The following is a 17,170-nucleotide window of genomic DNA, read 5'->3' as shown; positions in this document are numbered from 1 at the left end:
GTCTACCTTCAGTTCTCAGAGCGACGCATATTTCTTGCGCAACCGGGTACGAATCAGCTCGGCGGCGGTGTTCATCACGAAGGTGAAGCTGAGCAACACCAGCGCGGCGAGGAACAGCACGCGGTAGTGCGTGCTGCCCACTTCCGACTCGGGCATTTCCACGGCCACGTTGGCCGCCAGGGTGCGCATGCCTTCGAAGATGTTGGCCTCCATGATCGGCGTGTTGCCGGTGGCCATCAGCACGATCATGGTCTCGCCGACCGCACGGCCCATGCCGATCATCAACGCCGAGAAGATCCCGGGGCTGGCGGTCAGCAGCACCACGCGGGTCAGCGTCTGCCAGGGCGTGGCGCCCAGCGCGAGCGAACCGAGGGTGAGGCTCTTGGGCACGCTGAACACGGCGTCCTCGGCGATCGAATAGATGTTCGGGATCACCGCGAAGCCCATCGCCAGGCCGATCACCAGGGCGTTGCGCTGGTCGAACGGAATGCCCAGGTCGTTGGACAGCCACAGGCGCATGTCGCCGCCGAAGAACCAGTTTTCCAGGTGGCCGCTCATGGCCAGCGAACCGGCACCGACCAGCAGGATCACTGGGATCAGCAGCAGCGCCTCCCAGCCGTCCGGCACGTTCAGCCGGATGCTGTCGGGCAGCTTGCTCCAGGTCCAGGCGGCGAAGAGGATGCCCAGCGGCATCAGCAGCAGCAGGCTGAAGATGCCCGGCAGATGGTTTTCCAGGAACGGCGCGAGAAACAGGCCGGCGAAGAAACCGAGGATCACCGTCGGCAGCGCTTCCATCAGCTCGATCACCGGCTTGACCTTGCGGCGCAGGCGCGGCGCCATGAAGTAGGCGGTGTAGAACGCGGCGCAGATCGCCAGCGGCGCGGCCAGCAGCATCGCGTAGAAGGCCGCCTTGAGCGTGCCGAAGGCGAGCGGCGCGAGGCTCAGTTTGGGCTCGAAGTCGATGTTCGCCGAGGTCGACTGCCAGACGTAGTCAGGCTCCGGATAGCTCTCGTACCAGACCTTGCTCCACAGCGCGCTCCAGGAGATCTCCGGGTGCGGGTTGTCGATCACGAAACGTTGCAGGCCGGCGGCGCTCTGCACCAGCACGCGGGTCGCCCGTGGCGACAGCGCGGCCGTGGCCTGGCCGTCGGCCACTTTCTCGACCAGCAGCGTGCGGTGCGCGGTGCTGTGGAAGATGCCCAGCTGCCCCTTGGCATCCAGCGCGAGGAAGCCCTTGCGGCGCTCTTCCGGAATGATCTGGGTGATCGGCGCGTCACCGAGGCTGAACTGGCGAACGTGCTTGAGTTCGGCCTGGCCGTCCGCGCCTCGAACCATGAACCACTGGCCGATGCCACCCTTGGAGTCGCCGACCATCAGCGAGATGCCGCCGAGCAACGGGCTGACCGTGGTCACCTCGCTGCCGTCGGCCGCCAGCTTGTAGCGACCGTTGAGCTGCTTGCGACGCAGGTCGAACACGTCGGCACTGGCCTTGCCGCTGAATGCGTAGAGCCACAGGTGGCGCGGGTCGATTTGCAGCGCACGGATCGGCTCGGCGAGTTGCGGCAGATCGAGCCGCTGCTGTTCGATGCTGGTCTCGCCGGTCAGCAGGTTTTCCGTGGAGGAGATGCGCAGCGCGTGCAGCTCGGTATCGGTCGCGCCGGCGACCAGCAGGGTGTCGCCGTTACGGCTGACTGCCGGATGGGCGATCGGCCGGCCCTGCTCGTCCAGCGTCAGCGGCGTCTCGCCGTGGGGATACAGCAGCGCGGGCGTGATGGTCTTCTGGTTGTTCGGGTAGCTGACCTTGTAGCTCTGCTCGACCACCAGCACCTGACCGTTATCCAGGCCCAGCACCAGACGCCGGCTGCCAGGCACGTCCTGACCGATGGAGGCGATACGAACGCCTTCGGCCAGCGGCACGGCAACCTGCTTGAGCAGCTCACCACTCTTGAGCGCGAAGAAGCGTGCCTGGCCGTCGGCGCCCAGATGCATGGCCACCTGATTCTGTTCCTCGATCGCCAGCAGCAGCGGTTCGCCCGCCTCGGCCAGCCAGGCCGGCGTGTGCGTCTCGCGCGCCTCGACCTCGGCGCCCTGGAACATCGGCACGACGACCTGGGCGAGATAGAAGAAGATCAGCGTGATCGCCCCCAGCACGGCCAGACCGCCGATGGACACGTACCAGCGCGCCAGGTGGTCTTTGAGCGCGCGAATGCGGCGTTTGCGCTGCAGGGCCGGGGTGTTGAAATCCAGCCGTTGCACATCGGAATTAGCGGTCATGGGCTCTATGTCGTTCATGCCAGGAATCCTGCTCCGGCCGGGTGCCGGGTTTCACAGCCCGCACACTGTACTGCCGGTCTGTGACAGAAAAGTTACAAGGGCAAGACGTGCGAAACCCGCCGACACGGAAGGCGCGGCGGGTTCCGGGGACGGTGGCGGCGCCAGGCGCCGCCGACCGGCCGTCGTTACAGGCCCAGGTCCTGCTTGGTCTTGTCGATGACCTTTTTCGGCAGCGGGATGTAGCCGTCCTTGACCACGACTTCCTGACCCTGCTTGGACAGCACCAGCTTGAGGAACTCGGCGTCGATCGGGCTCAGCGGCTTGTTCGGCGCCTTGTTCACATAGACGTAGAAGAAGCGAGCCAGGGGGAACTTGCCAGCCAGCGCGTTCTCTTCGCTGGCCTCGAAGGCCTCGCCACCCTTGGACAGCGGTACGGCGCGAACGCTGGAAGTCTTGTAGCCGATACCCGAGTAGCCGATGGCGTTGAGGGTGCTGGACACCGACTGCACCACCGAGGCCGAACCCGGCTGCTCGTTGACGTTCGGCTTGTAGTCACCCTTGCACAGGGCTTCTTCCTTGAAGTAGCCGTAGGTGCCCGATACCGAGTTACGACCGAACAGCTGGATCGGCTTGGCCGCCCACTCGCCGGTCAGACCCAGGTCGCCCCAGGTCTTGATGTCCTTCTCGCCACCGCACAGGCGGGTGCTGGAGAAGATGGCATCGACCTGCTCGATGTCCAGGCTCTTGATCGGGTTGTCCTTGTGCACGAACACGGCCAGGGCGTCGATGGCCACCGGTACGGCGGTCGGCTTGTAACCGTATTTCTCCTCGAAGGCCTGGATCTCGTTGTCCTTCATCGGGCGGCTCATCGGACCCAGGTTGGAGGTGCCCTCGGTCAGCGCCGGCGGTGCGGTGGAGGAGCCGGCAGCCTGGATCTGTACGTTGACGTTCGGGTACTGACGCTTGAATTCTTCGGCCCACAGGGTCATCAGGTTGGCCAGCGAGTCGGAACCGACACTCGACAGGTTGCCGGAAACGCCGGAAGTCTTCTCGTAGCTTGGCAGGGCCGGATCGACCGCTGCGACCGCACTGGCCGCGCCCACTCCAGCCGCGACGAAGGTCAGGGCCGCCATCAAACGATTCAGTTTCATACCATGCTCCTAGCAGGGTTGTGTTCGTGTGTGTTGGAACGGTGGCCAGTATCGGCAGGCCGTATGAACACTCTATGAACCGAATGTGACAATCTGGTGACGGCGAAACGACTTGATCCAGATCGGTCGCCCCGGTACGCAGGCAGTCGGTATACTCGCCCGACCCAGACGGGTCTGCGCCACAAGAACAACCGCGCCGCGAGTCTTCACGATGAAAGATTACGAACAGGAAGATCCGATCCCCCAGGGCGACCTGGCCCTGCAGCTGACCGCGCTGCCCCGCGAAACCAACGGTTTCGGCGACATCTATGGTGGCTGGCTGGTCTCGCAGATGGACCTGGCCGGCACGGCGATGGCCAGCCGCGTGGCCGGCGGCCGGGTGGCCACGGTATCCATCGACCGCATGGCATTCATGGTCCCGGTCGCGGTCGGCGCTCAGCTCTCCTTCTATACCCAGACACTCGAAGTCGGCCGCAGCTCGATCCGCATGCTGGTGGAGGTCTGGAGCGACGACCCGCTGTCCAGCGAATGGCGCAAGGTCACCGAGGCGGTATTCGTCTTCGTCGCCATCGACGGCAGCGGCCGTACCCGCCCGGTCCCGCCGCGGCGCAGCTGAACTCAGCCGGCGGCCGGCGCAACCGCGACGTCGATGCGGTTCTTGCCCGCCTGCTTGGCCCGGTATAGCGCAGCATCGGCGTCGTGGTAGAGCTGTTCGGCGGTCTGCTCGGGCTGCAGCATGGCCAGCCCGATGCTCACCCCCACCCGACCGCTCGCCGACTGAGGATGCGCGATGTTGCGTGCGGCGAACGCCGCGAGGATCTGCTCGGCGATGCGCCGGGCGGAGTCGGCGTCGCAGTCGTACAGCAGGACCGCGAATTCCTCGCCGCCGACCCGCGCCACATGATCGAGCGGCCGGCGCGCGAAGCTCTGCAGCAGCTCGCCGCAGATCCGGATCAGGGCATCGCCGGCCGGGTGGCCGAGCCGATCGTTGTAGGGCTTGAAGTCGTCGATATCCAGCAACAGCATCGCCAGCGGCGTCTGCTCGCGATGCGCCTGCCCGGCCAGACGCGCCAGCGTCGCGTCGTGGCTGCGGCGGTTGGCCAGCCCGCTCTGGGCATCGTGCTCGGCGACCCAGCCAAGCAGCTTGCGTACCAGGAACTGCTCGCGCTGCGAGTATTCGTGGGCATAGCGGCTAACCGCCCCGATGATCAACAGCACGCCGTAGTAGCTGACCGCAAGCCAGTGCTCGGGCAGTTGCTCGGGTGCCAGCAGCAACAGCGCGAGCAGCACGTCGATCACGATCATTGCCGTGGCGCAGAGCAGGGCGCGCCAGAAGGTAATGCCGAGAAAGGAGAACGAGGCGATGATCAGCAGCCCGGCGCCATAGCGAAAGGCGATGTCCAGACCGATGCGCTCGTACTGGATATCGATGCGCGAGGCGATGGCGCCGATCAGCACCAGCAACAGCGGGAACAGCCGGTCGGCCTGCGCGCGCACCCAGCGGTTGAAGAAGGACAGCGCCAGCACCACCACCCCGGGCACCAGCTGCAGCAGACGCAGCAACGTGAGTTCGCCGATCCAGCCGCTTTTGCCGATCGGCAGATAGCGCCATTCGACGTACAGGTAGCTGCTCACCACGAGAATCAGCAGCAGCGCCGCCAGCTGCTGCGAGAGCCGCGCATGACGGTCCAGATAGCCACGGAAATCCCCCTCCAGCGGCGCGCGGAAGCGCAACAGGCGGAAGCCTTCATGCAACTGCCGCCCATACGGCGTGTCGCGGAAGTCTTCGACGTAGGGATGAGCGGGCTTGCGCATCGGGAACCCCGGTTTTCTGGCGCCAAGAATAATATCACCTGGCCATTACGTTGAAAGGGAAAACTCCGCCTTGCGCGCAGGCGCCCGCCGACCGGTTGGTCGCGCTGTGGCCGCCGCACCGCTCAACAGAGCTTGTCTGATACGACACAGGACTTGCGGCCGGCGTTGCGTCAGCCCTAGATTGCCCTGACCTACAAGAATGGATGTATCCGTGACCGACCTGCTGCTGGCCCTGTGGCCGCTGTTCGCCCTCATCGTCGCCGGCTATGCGCTGCGCCTGCGCGGCTTCCCGAGCGAAGCCTTCTGGCCCGGCGCCGAGCGACTCAACTACTTCATCCTCTTCCCGGCCCTGCTGTTCAGCAGCCTGGCCCGCGCGCCGCTCGACAACCCCGCCCTGCCCGATCTGGCCGGTGCCGTGCTGCTGGCGCTCGGCTGCGGCTGGGTCGCGCTGTTGATCTGCAAACGCGTGCGCGGCTGGCCAGCCAGCCGCTTCGGCGCGCTGACGCAGGGCACACTGCGCTTCAACACCTACCTGGGGCTGGCCGCGGTCGGCAGCCTGTTCGGCGAGCAGGGCCTGGCCCTGGCGGCGCTGATGCTGGCGCTGATGGTGCCGACAGTGAACGTGATGTCAGTCTGGTCGCTGACCGCCGAACGCGGTGTCAGTGCGCGCAGCCTGCTGCTGCCGATCCTGAAGAACCCGCTGATCCTGGCTTGCCTTGCCGGCGTGCTGGTCAACCTCTCGGGCCTTGGCCTGCCCGGCGGCAGCGACCGCCTGCTGGGCCTGCTCGCCGCGGCCAGTCTGCCACTCGGCCTGCTCTGCGTGGGCGCGGCGCTGAAACCCCAGGAACTCGGCGGGGAAGTCCCGGCGCTCGGCTGGAACAGCGCGGTGCGCCTGCTGCTGGTGCCGGCAATGGCCTACGGCGTGGCGAGGCTGACCGGCCTGCCGACGATGGAGACCACCATCCTGGTGCTGTTCTTCGCGCTACCCACCGCCCCTACCGCCTACGTCCTGACCCGTCAGCTGGGCGGGGACAGTCACCTGATGGCGGGCATCATCACCCTGCAGACGCTGCTCGCCGCCGCCAGCCTGCCGCTGATTCTGCTGCTGCTCGAAGGCTGATCAGCGCGCCACCTGGCCGCGCAGGGCGCGCAACAGCACCGCGGCCATGCCCAACCCGAGGCTGCCGAGCAGCAGCAGCGGGCCGAGATAGCCCAGCGCGCTCTGCAGCCAGCCGAGCAGTGGATGCAGCCAGGCGGCACGGTGCAGCGGGTCGACCGCCAGGTAGCCGTCTGCCTGCCAGACGCGATAGGCAACCTGCAGCGGTACCAGGGCCAGCGGCAGCAGCAACAGGCATAGCCAGTAACCGCTGCGTCGATGCCGGCCGAGCAGGCCCCAGGGCAGAAAGGCCGCGCGGATCAGCCCGAAGAAGCAGAACGCGTAATAGATCACCAGCGCCAGGGCGAACAGCGACGGTGCGCCGGGGCGTAACCACAGATTGGTCACGGCCAGACCGCCGAGGCCAAGGCTGCACAGCGCCCAGAGAAGGTAAAACAGCTTTTGCATAGGCCCGCTTCCGCTCGCGTCAGACAGACGCGCATCGGAGCAGAAAGCCCTCGTGCAAACGCACAACCGTTTCACGAAACGACGCATCGAGCGCCGCAAAACCGGCTGCAACCCGCATCAGCCGTGGGCTGCAGCTCAGTTGCGCTCAGAACAGGCTGAGCTGGTCGCCATCGGCTGGCGCTGCGACAGCCGGCGCCGTCGGCGCGGGAGCGGCCAGCCGCTCGGCCAGGCCGGACGCACGCTCGGCCCGCGCGTTGACCGCCTCGGCCAGCCGCGCCGGCAGCGCCCACAGCTCGACCCGCTGGCGCGCCCGGGTGATGCCGGTGTACAGCAGGGCGCGGGTCAACAGCGGGCTCGGCTGTTCGGGCAGGGCCAGCAGCACTTCGCTGAACTCCGAGCCCTGACTCTTGTGCACGGTCATAGCGAAGGCACTGTCGTGGCTCGGCAGGCGGGCCGGGGCAAAGCCGCGGAAGCCCTGCTCACCCTCGAAGAACACACGCAGCCCGTCGCCACTCTGCAGGCACAGGCCGATGTCACCGTTGAACAGGCCCAACGCGTAATCGTTCTGGCGCACCATGATCGCGCGCCCGGGATACCAGCGCTCGCGGCTCGCCACCCCGAGGCGACGCTTGAAGCGCGCCTCCAGGGCCTCGTTGAGGCCGGCCACGCCGAACGCGCCCTCGCGCTGCGCAGTCAGCGCACGAAAGCCATTGAACGCCGCGAAGGCCGCCGCCGGATCACCCTGGCGCGCGGCCTGCAGGTAGGCCGCATAGCCCTGCTCCAGCCGCTCGACCAGCGCAGCCGCCGAGGGCTCGGCGTTCCACAGCAGTTCGGCCGCGCCCTCGCGCAGCAGGGCCAGGGTGCCGGGCGCATCGCCGGCATTGAGTCGCCGGGCCAGTTCGCCAATGCCGCTATCACCGGCGAAGCGATGGCTGTGGGTCAGCAACACCACCGCATCGCCGAGGCGCGAGCGTGGGGCCTGGATCGGCACCGCCTGGCCCGTCAGGCGCTCGAGATCGGCGGCCGCCCGGGCGTCGAAGCCGCGCCCCTCGCAGAGCTCGGCGAACACCGCGCCGGCTTCTACCGCGGCGAGCTGGTCCTTGTCGCCCAGCAGGATCAGCCGGGCGCGCGGTGGCAGCGCCTCGACCAGCTTGGCCATCAGGGCCAGGTCGACCATGGAGGCTTCGTCCACCACGAGCACGTCGAGCGGCAGTGGGTTGGCCGCATCATGGCGCACCCGCGGGCTGTCGCCCCGGCTGCCGAGCAGCCGGTGCAGCGTCCGCGCCTCGTCTGGCAGCGCTGCTCTGATCGCCTCGGCGACCGGCAACTGGGCCTTGGCGTTGCGGATTGCCTCGGCCATGCGCGCCGCCGCCTTGCCGGTGGGCGCCGCCAGGCCGATGGCCAGGTTCGCCCCATCGGGTTGTTCGAGCAGGGCGGCGAGCAGACGCACCACGGTGGTCGTCTTGCCAGTGCCCGGCCCGCCGGAAATCACCGCCAATCGGCGCCGCACCGCCTGCGCAGCGGCCAATCGCTGCCAGTCGGGCGTCTGCCGGTTGAAGGCGAACAGCCGCGCCAGGCTGTCGGCAAGACAGGCTTCGTCAACCTCCGGCGCGTCGCTGGCGCGGGCCAGCAGGCGTTCGGCCAGCTGTTGTTCATAAGCCTGGTAGCGCGCGAGATAGAGCCGCTCGCCATCGAGGATCAGCGGCGCATAAGCGCCAGGCCCGCCGACCAGTGGCGAAGCCTCGAGCTGGGCGCGCCAGGCCTCCAGCGCGGGCAACACAAGGTCGATCTCCGGCCAGGGCCGCCTGCCGGCCAGCCGTCGCAGTGGCAGGCAGACATCCCCGCCTGCCAGCGCTTCGCAACACAGCGCAGCGGCCAGCAGCACCGATTCGGGCGCCTGCGGCTCGAGCCGTTGCAGGCTGGCGACAAAGGCCCGCTCCAGCGGGCCGAGGGGTAGAACGGCAGAGGTCATCGGGCGCTCCTTGAAACAAACGTCACGGCGTCGCGCGGCGCCGACCCGCGGCCAAGCTCGCCCCCAACGTGGCAGGGCCGGCTCGCCCAGCGTCGGGCGCCCCGCTGCACCGCCGAGGCGGCTCGAAACGGACGCTCAATGAGCGCAGCAGCGCGTGGCCCGAGCGCTGCCGCCCGGCCCGGCGCAGCGGCCGGCTGCCGGTGGTGGGCCGAGGCCGGCCCTACAGCCGATGCGCCCTGATCTCCCGGCAGGGTGGGCTTCAGCCCGGCAGGACAGGCGCGTCGATACGCCGCCAAGCGCTTCACCTCTTCCACGCACATCACCTGCCCTCCTCGAACAACCGATCCAGCGCATCGAGCAGGTGCTCGTCCGGTCGCGCGAAGTACACGCCGGCCTCCGGCATGCCGCGCAGGAACAGGTAGAAGGCACCGCCCAGGCAGTCGTCGCGATAGTCGGCCAGGCGCTGGCGCAGGAAGCGGCGCAGGGCCACGAGGTAGATCAGGTATTGCAGGTAGTAGTGCTCGCCGGCGAGCGCCTGCAGCAATCGCTCCCCGCCGTAGTAGCTCGCGTCCGGGCCGAGCCAGTTGGACTTGTAGTCGGCGATGTACCAGCGCCCGGCATGCTCGAAGGTCAGGTCGATGAAGCCCTTGAGATAGCCGCGCAGGCTGTCGAACTCCAGCCGCGCCGCGGCCTCGCGCAAGGGCGCCGGAAGGCCGCTGGCGGGGTCGCCGAGCAGCGCGCGCAGGCGCGCCACATCCAGCTCGCGCACCGGAAAGGTGAAGCCCAGTTCCGGCAGGCGTCGGGCCGGCGACAGCGCGGACAGGCGCAGGCCCTGGCCGTCGAGGTCGGTGTCCAGCACCTGTTGCAGCTGCGCCGCGGCGACGTCGCGCCATTCGCCCGACAGGCCGTGGGCAGCGAGCGCTGGTTCCACCAGCTCGGCCAATGGGGCCTTGCCGCGTGCCCAGTCCTCGAGAATCGCGTGCAGGCAGGTCCCGGCGCGCGCGCCACGGGGAAAGGCAAAGAAACCACTGCCCGGCTCGGCCGGATCAGGCATCGCCAGGGCGTCGCGATCCGGCGCCTCCATGTGCAGGCCGGCAGCCAGACCGGAAAAGCTGCCGATTCGCCAGGCGCTGTGCAGGCTGCGCCCCAGCTCGGCCAGGCGGCGCGGCGGCTCGGCTCGAAGATTGCCTGCGGCGCTGGCTTCATGCGCCTGCAGCGGCAGGCAGGCAAGGCTGCCGGCACTCGCCTCGGCCAACCGCTCGACCTCGCGGCGCAGGCCGAGCGCATCGCGCTCGCCGAGATAGTTACCCAGCTCGCCGAGCGCGTCGTTTCCAGGCAGGGCTCGACCGTGCAGCAGCCAGGCCATGGCGCTGGTATGCAGGCCCTCCTCGGCGAGGCTGCCGTCCTTTTTCGGCTTGCACAGGTTCACCGGCCCCCAGTGCACCCAGAGCCGGTCGCGCGCACGCGTCAGCGCCACATAGGCCAGGCGCAACTGTTCGGCAAAGGTCTCGCGGCGCGACTGCTCAAGGTGCGCCTCGAGCCGCTCGCTGCCCAGGTCGAGCAGCGGCCGGCCGCTCTCGTCGTGGCAGCTGGCGGCGTCACGGTTCTTGCCGAGCAGCTTGCCGTCCCAGAGGAAGGGGCAATAGACCAGCGGGTACTCCAGCCCCTTGCTGGTATGGATGGTGACGATCTGCACGCGCTCGGCATCGCTTTCCAGACGCAGCAGGGCCTCCTCGCCACCGCTTTCGCCGGCCCGCTGCGCCTCGAACCAGGCGAGCAGCGGCTCGAGACCGGGGCGCAACAGGCTCTCGGCCTGCAACAGCTCGCCCAGGTGCAGCAGGTTGGTCAGCCGCCGCTCGCCGTCGACCCGGGCCAGTAACCGCTCGGCCACGGTCTGTTCATCGAGCCAGGCACGAAACACGCGCATGAAGCCATGCTGCTGCCACAGCTGGTGATAGCGCTCGGCACTCTCACGCTCGGCATCCCACTGCTGGGGATCATCCTGGCAACGCGCCAGGGCGGTGCTATCGCGACCCAGCAGGCGTGTCGCCAGCGCATAACGCAGCAGGCCTTCGCGCCCGGGTTCGACGTAGGCGGCCAGCACCGCGGCCAGTTCGGCGGCCTCCTCGCTCTGCCAGACGCTATCGCGCCCACGGCGCACGCTGGGCACACCGCGCCGGGCCAGTTCGTCGGCGATCAGCGCGGCCTGCCGGTGGTTGGCCACCAGCACCGCGATGTCGCCGCCCTTGAGTGGCGTGAACTCACCGTCCCGCTCGAAACCGACACGTCCCTCGGCAGCCGCGGCCAGCTGCCCGGCAATGCGTCGTGCGCAGTCCACCGCCGCCCTTTCGGCTGCCTCGCCCTTGTTCAGCGGCTCGTCGCCAAGCCAGACCAGCGCCAGCGGCGCCGCTTCATCGTCCAGCCGCAGGCGCGCACGCGGGCGCTCGGCAGCCCGCACCGGCGGGTATTCCAGGCCGGCCTCGGAGAACGGGCGCGGCCGCTCGAACAGCAGGTTGAGCGCGTCGATCAGTTGCGGCGTGGAACGGTGGTTGACCGGCAGGCTGTAGGGTGCGCGATCGACCTGCTGCTTGGCCTTCAGGTAGGTCGCCAGGTCGGCGCCGCGAAAGGCATAGATGGCCTGCTTGGGGTCGCCGACGAAACACAGCGAGGCTCCGCTGCCCGGCGTGTAGATGCGATCGAAGATCGCGTACTGGATCGGGTCGGTATCCTGGAACTCGTCAATCAGCGCCAGCGGATAACTATCGCGCAGCGATGCCGCCAGTGCCTCGCCGACCGGGCCGCGCAGGGCCTGATCGAGGCGGTTGAGCAAGTCGTCGAAGGCCAGCAGGCGCTGCTCTGCCTTGCGTTCGGGCAACTCGCGATTGAGGCGCTCGAGCAGCCGCACCTGCAGCCCGACCAGGCGCTGCCGGCCAGCCGGTACGGCCAGCGCGAGGGCGTCGGCCAGCGCATCGAGGGCCTCGGCCAATGCACACTGCGGCGCCGCGTGACCCTTCTTGCAGGCCTTGGCAAGCGCGCGAGCGCCCAGCTTGAGCAGGCCTTCGGGCGCGTCGTAACAGGCCGCCGGGTCGGCGAAATAGCTGTCCAGCTCGGCGCGCCAGGCCGGAAGCTTCAGCGCCTTGTGGGTGGTCTGGCTGAGCCCCGGGTGCGCCGCCAGCTCGGCCGCCCAGGCGTGGCCAGTCGCTTGCCAGAGCGGCGCGGCGCGCTGCCAGGCCGCGTCAACCGCCGAGAGGTCGGCCGCTGGTGGCGGCTCGGCCGGCTCGACCCGCAGGTAGGGTTTGCCCAGATGCGCGCGCAGGCGCCCGCGCAGCCAGGTCGGGGTGATGCGCTGCTTGGCCAGGAAGCGCGCCCAGGCCGGATCGGCGTCGGCCAGCTCGCTGCGCCAGCAGTCGGCGAGCAGCGCATCGATGAGCTCGCGGTCATCGGCGGTCAGCTCGCTGTCGAAGTCGCCACCGGCCTCGAACGCGGCATCCTGCAGGGCGCGCTGACAAAAGCCGTGAATGGTGAAGATCGCCGCCTCGTCGAAGCCATGCACCGCCAGCAGCAGGCGCCGTCGCGACGCCTCGTCGGGAAAGCGCGCATGCAGGCGTTGCAGGAAGGCATCGTCGCCTGGCGTACCGTCGTAGATCGCCAGCAGGTCGGCCAGGCGCGTGCGGATACGCTCGCGCAATTCGGCGGTGGCGGCGGTGGTATAGGTCACCACCAGGATCTGCCCCACCGACAGCTGCCGCTCGAGTAGCAGCCGCGCATACAGTGCGGTGAGCGTCCAGGTCTTGCCGGTGCCGGCGCTCGCCTCGATCAGCGAGCGCCCGTCGAAAGGCGATTCGAGCAGGTCCAGGCTCATGCGTCCGTCTCCTCGTCGTCGGCCAGCGCATCGAGTATCGGGCCGATGAGCTGCTCGGCCAGCGCCTCGAAGCGCTCATCCAGTGGGTCGCGATCACGAAAGGCCAGGGCGTTCCAGGGGTCCTCGCATTCGGCGGCGACAGGGCTGAAATCGGCACCGAGCCAGGCCTCCTTCGCGCGCTTGCGGGCGGTTTGCAGCGGCTCGCTGCCACGGCTCGGGTTGCGGTAGCCACGGGCGAAGGCATGACTGCTGCGTGCCAGCAGCGGCAGCGGCTCGCGGATCGCGGAACGGTAGGCGGCCAGCCAGGGCTCGAGCAGCGCCGCGGCATTCTCGAGCGGGCCGAGCTGCCAGTCGCCAGCCGGCGACAGCAGCAGGCTTTCGCGTGCGATGTCCGGGGTGGCGCTGAGGTTGAGCAGCAGATGGCGCAGCCAGAACGGCGCCAGGTCCCACTCGCCGAGACGACCGAGCTTCCAGCCGAACAGGCCGCTGGGCGTGACGCCGTCCAACCAGCCGTGAATGCGCACGCCGCCCAGCTGCACATCCACCGCCAGCGGCGCCGGCACCGCGTCCGGGCGCATCTCGAACAGGCGCGGCGCAAAGGCACGCACCGGCCCGCGCAGCTTGCCCCACAAGGCCTGGCCCAGCTCGCCGCTGGGCAGCCAGCCGGCGGCACAGGCCAGGCGCCGCTCGTCTCCCTCGCTCCAGCCCCGCTCGAGGGCCTCGATGGCCAGGTGACGCAGGCCGTTCCAGGCGGGCAGCTCGAGCTCGAACGGCTCATCGCTCGCCAGCGCCTGCTGCGCATCGGGCAGACGCAGCCCCAGGCGCTGCTCGAGCAGGAAGCGCGGCGGGTGGCGGAAGCACTGCAGGAGCTGGGAGGGCTCGAGGGTCAGCCAGGCCTCGTCCGGCTCGTCGAGTTGGCTGGCGAAGGGGCGTGGCGGCTGCGGTGCGGCGGCCAGGCGCTGCGCGGCGCGGTACCAGTGCTCGGCGAAGCCCGCGCAGGGGTCGTCAGCGAAGTTGCCCGGGGCAAAGGGCTGCAGCGGATGCTCGACGCGAATGCGCTGGCTGGCCTTGCGCCCGTCGGCATCGGCCTGCGCGGTCAGGTCGACGGCTTCGAGCACCTCGCTGAGCAGCACCGAAGGCGGCAGTTCGGCGTTGTCGCGCGGGTCGCGGCCGACATAGGACAGGTACAGCGCCTGGCGTGCCGAGAGCAGGGTTTCCAGCAGCAGGTAGCGGTCGTCCAGCCGCCGCGCCCGATCGCCACGCCGGGGGTGACGGGCAATGAGGTCGAAGCCGGCCGGCGGGTTACGCCGCGGGAACACGCCATCATCCAGACCGAGCAGGCAGACCAGGCGGAACGGCAGGCTGCGCATCGGCACCATGGTGCAGAACGTCACCGCGCCGGTGAGAAAGCCGGAGGCGCCACCGCCCTGCTGCAGCGCCGCGGTAAGCTGCTGGCGCACCAGATCGAGCTCGACCGGCCGCTCCAGCCCGGACGCCTCGGCCTGCGTGCGCAACGCCGCGCAGGCCTGCGACAGGGCGAGCAGCGTGTCGCCCGCCTCGCGTTCGTCGAACAGCTCATCGAGCAGGGCCTGCAGGTCGTCGGCCCAGGCCGCCAGCGGGCGCGGTGCGGCCAGGCGATCGGCAAGCCGGCCGAGCCGCTCGACGAACTCCACCAGCCGCCCGAGCAGCTGGCCACGCGCACCTTCCAGGGCATCCAGCGGCCAGTGCGCACCGAGCAGCGGCGCCTGCGCGCCGGCCAGCTGCGGCGGCGCGGCGAAGCCCAGTAGCAGGCGATCCAGCCCCTGGCGCCAGGTGAACGCCGGATCATCCGGCAGGCCGAGTCGGGCGCGCTGCTCAGCGTCGCGCCCCCAGCGCACGCCGGCCTCACGCAGCCAGTCGCGCAGCAGCGGCAGATCCTCGTTCTCGATACCGGCGCGCCGGGCGATCGCCGGCCGTTCCAGCCAGGCGAGCACCTCCTCGGCGGCAAAACGGCTCTGCGGCAGGCCGAGCAGTTCGAGAAAGGCCTCCACCAGCGGCACTTCGGCGCGCAGGCTGCGGTCGGCCAGGCTGTAGGGTATCCGCGCGCCGCTGGCCCGCCCGCCCGGCGCCCGCGCGGCGAACACCGCCTCGATGAAAGGCGCATAGCGCTCGATGTCAGGGGTCAGCACGACGACCTGGTCGGGAGTCAGCCCGGGGTCGGCGGCGAAACGCGCAAGCAGCTGATCGTGGAGGATTTCCACCTCGCGCAGCGGCGAATGGGCGACGTGCACTTCCAGCGAACGGTCGCCCTCGGCCAGCGCGATACGTTCCTCGGGGCGGCGCGTGCGCAACCGCAGGATGTCGTTCTGCAGCGCCTGCAGCAGGCTGCCATCGTGCAGGTCGGCATCCTCGGAATAGAGCCCGAACTCCTGGCCGCCGAGGCCGAACAGCGCATCGAAGAAATCGCGGCCCTGCTTGCCGAGGCTGGCCAGCAAGGGATGCCCCACGTCCAGATACCAATCATCGGCACTCGAGGGTTGATCTGCCACGGCGCGGTCGACGCCAGGCTGCTCAGCCGCTGTGCGCGCCGAGCCCGCGGGCTGCGGGAACTGCCGGGCCAGCTCGCGGATGTCGCGAATCTCGCCCCAGGCTTCGCGGCTCGGGTTGAGCGCGAAGACCACCACATCGATGTGTCGAGCCAGCCCGTCGAGCACGCGCAGGTGATGCGGTGGCAGGCTGCTGATGCCAAACACCAGCAGGCGCTCGGGCAATCCCGCCAGCGGTTCGTCGCCGTGCAGGCGCTGCAAGAGGTCGCCGAGCAGGCGCGCCCGGTGCGGGTGGCCGTCCTTCGTCAGCTCGCGCCAAAGCAGCGCCTGCCAGGCCTCGTCGGGCCCCAGATCACGCGTTTCGCCCCGTTCCCAGGCCGACAGCCAGTCGTCGCGGTAGAGCAGGTACTGGTCGAAGGTATCGGCGATCTTCGCCGCCAAGGCCAGGCGCCGGCGTTCATCGCCGCCGTCCAGGTACTGCCGGAGGCGCGGTGCCTGCGCCAGGTTGTCCGGCTCGCAGAGCCAGCCATACAGGCGCCAGGTCAGGGTGGTCGGGGTAAACGCCGACTGCTCCGGCAGGCTGCCGAGCACCTGGCGGCTCAGCGCCCAGACGAAGGCGGCCGGCAGCTGCAGCTCGAGCTGCATGGCGATGCCCTGCTTGCGCGCCAGCGCGAGGGTCAGCCAGCGCCCCATGCCCTGACTCGGGACCACCACCTGCGCCGGGGCGAAGGGATCGGCCAGCGGCTGGGCGAGCAAGGCCGTGGCCAGTTCACCGAGGGTTTCCAGGTCGGGCGCGTGGTAGAGGCTGAGCATGGGCGGTCCCTTGTGAGCAGGCGGCTAGGTTACCGAGCCCCTGCCGCCAGAGCGAGCACCCAGCCCCTGCCGGGGGGCCGCGCTCTAGTTCTTTCGCCGGGCCTTTTTCCTCCCACAGACCAATATGAATTGCCGCCAGAGGCTCACAGGATGCTTTGAAAGGGCCTGTCGGCCCGCTTTTGCCAGGAGTCGTTCATGCAAACGAAACACAAGACACTGCTCGTTCTTTCCATGCTCGGTGCGCTCGGCACGGCGCCGCTGGTCAGCGCCGCGCCGGACGCCGAACAGGCGCGCCCGACGGGTTCGGTCGAGCGCAGCCACGCGCGCCAGGCCGAAGCACTGCTGGCCGATGCCGTCGAGCACCTGAAGCGTAACGGTGCCGAGCAGGCACTGGCCGACTTCAACCAGCGTAACGGCCGCTTCGCTCAGGGCGAGTACTACGTGTTCGTCCTGGACAAGGCCGGCACCATGCGCGCCAGCAGCGGCGCCTCGCATAACCTGGTGGGCCTGGACGTGACGCAGCTGCAGGACGCCGCCGGCAAGGCGTTCATGGCCGAGATTCTCGACAAGGCAAAGAGCGCCGAGAGCGGTGCGGTCGACTACCACTGGCTGAACCCGAGCAACAACAAGCTGCAGAACAAGACCAGCCTGTTCCGCCGCAGCGGCGACTACATCGTCTGCGTCGGCTATTACATTCCACGCTCCAGCGCCGAGCAGGCGCGGACCCTGCTCGACAAGGCGGTTGCGCTGGTCGAGAAGGAAGGCGGCGATGCCGCGTACCGTCGCTTCAACGACCCGCAGGGCGGCTTCGTGATCGGCGATGAGTACGTCTTCGTGATCGGTCTGGAAGATGGCAAGTACCGCGCCAGCGGCGGCTCCCCGAACCTGGTCGGCACCGATGTGCGTGAGGTGCGCGACGCCGCCGGCGAACCGCTGTTCCAGGAAATGATCGAGCTGGCGAAGAAGGACGGCAGCGGCAGTGTCGATTACGTCTGGCGCAACCCGGCGACCAATGCCGTCGAGCAGAAGCACACGCTGATTCGCCGCGTCGGCGACGTGCTGCTGGGCGTGGGCTACTACACGCCCCGCTGAAGCGGACACCCGCCGATGCGTTGATGACAATTCGGTGAACGGGCCCCGTTGGCCAGTGGTCAACCTTTAGAGCCGCCGCGGAGCGAACGTATCGCTCCGCTC

At 69.0% G+C, this 17,170-nt stretch carries 10 protein-coding genes; 3 read left to right on the top strand and 7 right to left on the bottom strand.

The genetic code is table 11. The annotated features are described in order from the left end of the window. Nucleotides 1–15: 15 nt before the first annotated feature. Entirely contained in the window at nucleotides 16–2,292 is a 2,277-nt protein-coding gene (locus CL52_RS01420) for an ABC transporter permease subunit (RefSeq protein WP_043217969.1), read from the bottom strand. 167 nt (nucleotides 2,293–2,459) lie between these two features. Next, nucleotides 2,460–3,425: a PstS family phosphate ABC transporter substrate-binding protein gene (locus CL52_RS01415; protein WP_043217968.1), complete on the bottom strand. Its 966-nt coding sequence runs from the start codon at nucleotides 3,423–3,425 to the stop codon at nucleotides 2,460–2,462. Between the two features lie 211 nt (nucleotides 3,426–3,636). Here CL52_RS01415 and CL52_RS01410 point away from each other — a divergent pair, with 211 nt between their 5' ends. Continuing rightward, a complete protein-coding gene (locus tag CL52_RS01410; protein WP_041108564.1) occupies nucleotides 3,637–4,041 on the top strand; it encodes an acyl-CoA thioesterase in 405 nt (134 codons plus the stop codon). Between the two features lie 2 nt (nucleotides 4,042–4,043). Here the strand turns inward: CL52_RS01410 and CL52_RS01405 are convergent, their stop codons facing one another. Continuing rightward, entirely contained in the window at nucleotides 4,044–5,240 is a 1,197-nt protein-coding gene (locus tag CL52_RS01405; protein ID WP_043217967.1) for a GGDEF domain-containing protein, read from the bottom strand. A 211-nt stretch (nucleotides 5,241–5,451) separates the two neighbouring features. Between CL52_RS01405 and CL52_RS01400 the strand changes: the two genes are divergently transcribed. Then, entirely contained in the window at nucleotides 5,452–6,360 is a 909-nt protein-coding gene (locus CL52_RS01400; protein WP_043217966.1) for an AEC family transporter, read from the top strand. On the opposite strand, the gene CL52_RS01395 is transcribed toward CL52_RS01400, so the two are convergent. From CL52_RS01395 to recC, 4 genes are all read right to left on the bottom strand, one after another. Beyond that, a complete protein-coding gene (locus CL52_RS01395) occupies nucleotides 6,361–6,804 on the bottom strand; it encodes a hypothetical protein (RefSeq protein ID WP_043217963.1) in 444 nt (147 codons plus the stop codon). A gap of 145 nt (nucleotides 6,805–6,949) precedes the next feature. Further along, a complete protein-coding gene (gene recD, locus CL52_RS01390; RefSeq protein ID WP_043217962.1) occupies nucleotides 6,950–8,776 on the bottom strand; it encodes an exodeoxyribonuclease V subunit alpha in 1,827 nt (608 codons plus the stop codon). A gap of 319 nt (nucleotides 8,777–9,095) precedes the next feature. Next, the gene (gene recB / locus CL52_RS01385) at nucleotides 9,096–12,638 is read right to left on the bottom strand and encodes an exodeoxyribonuclease V subunit beta (RefSeq protein ID WP_043217961.1); all 3,543 of its coding nucleotides are present in this window, start codon (nucleotides 12,636–12,638) and stop codon (nucleotides 9,096–9,098) included. Further along, the gene (gene recC, locus CL52_RS01380; protein WP_043217960.1) at nucleotides 12,635–15,976 is read right to left on the bottom strand and encodes an exodeoxyribonuclease V subunit gamma; all 3,342 of its coding nucleotides are present in this window, start codon (nucleotides 15,974–15,976) and stop codon (nucleotides 12,635–12,637) included. Before recC ends, recB begins: the two co-directional genes overlap by 4 nt. A 195-nt stretch (nucleotides 15,977–16,171) precedes the next feature. Between recC and CL52_RS01375 the strand changes: the two genes are divergently transcribed. Beyond that, a complete protein-coding gene (locus tag CL52_RS01375; RefSeq protein WP_041108688.1) occupies nucleotides 16,172–17,068 on the top strand; it encodes a cache domain-containing protein in 897 nt (298 codons plus the stop codon). The last annotated feature ends 102 nt before the right edge of the window (nucleotides 17,069–17,170 follow it).

The organism is Stutzerimonas balearica DSM 6083 (assembly GCF_000818015.1).
GTDB lineage: Bacteria > Pseudomonadota > Gammaproteobacteria > Pseudomonadales > Pseudomonadaceae > Stutzerimonas > Stutzerimonas balearica.
This window is presented reverse-complemented; position numbering and strand designations above follow the sequence as displayed.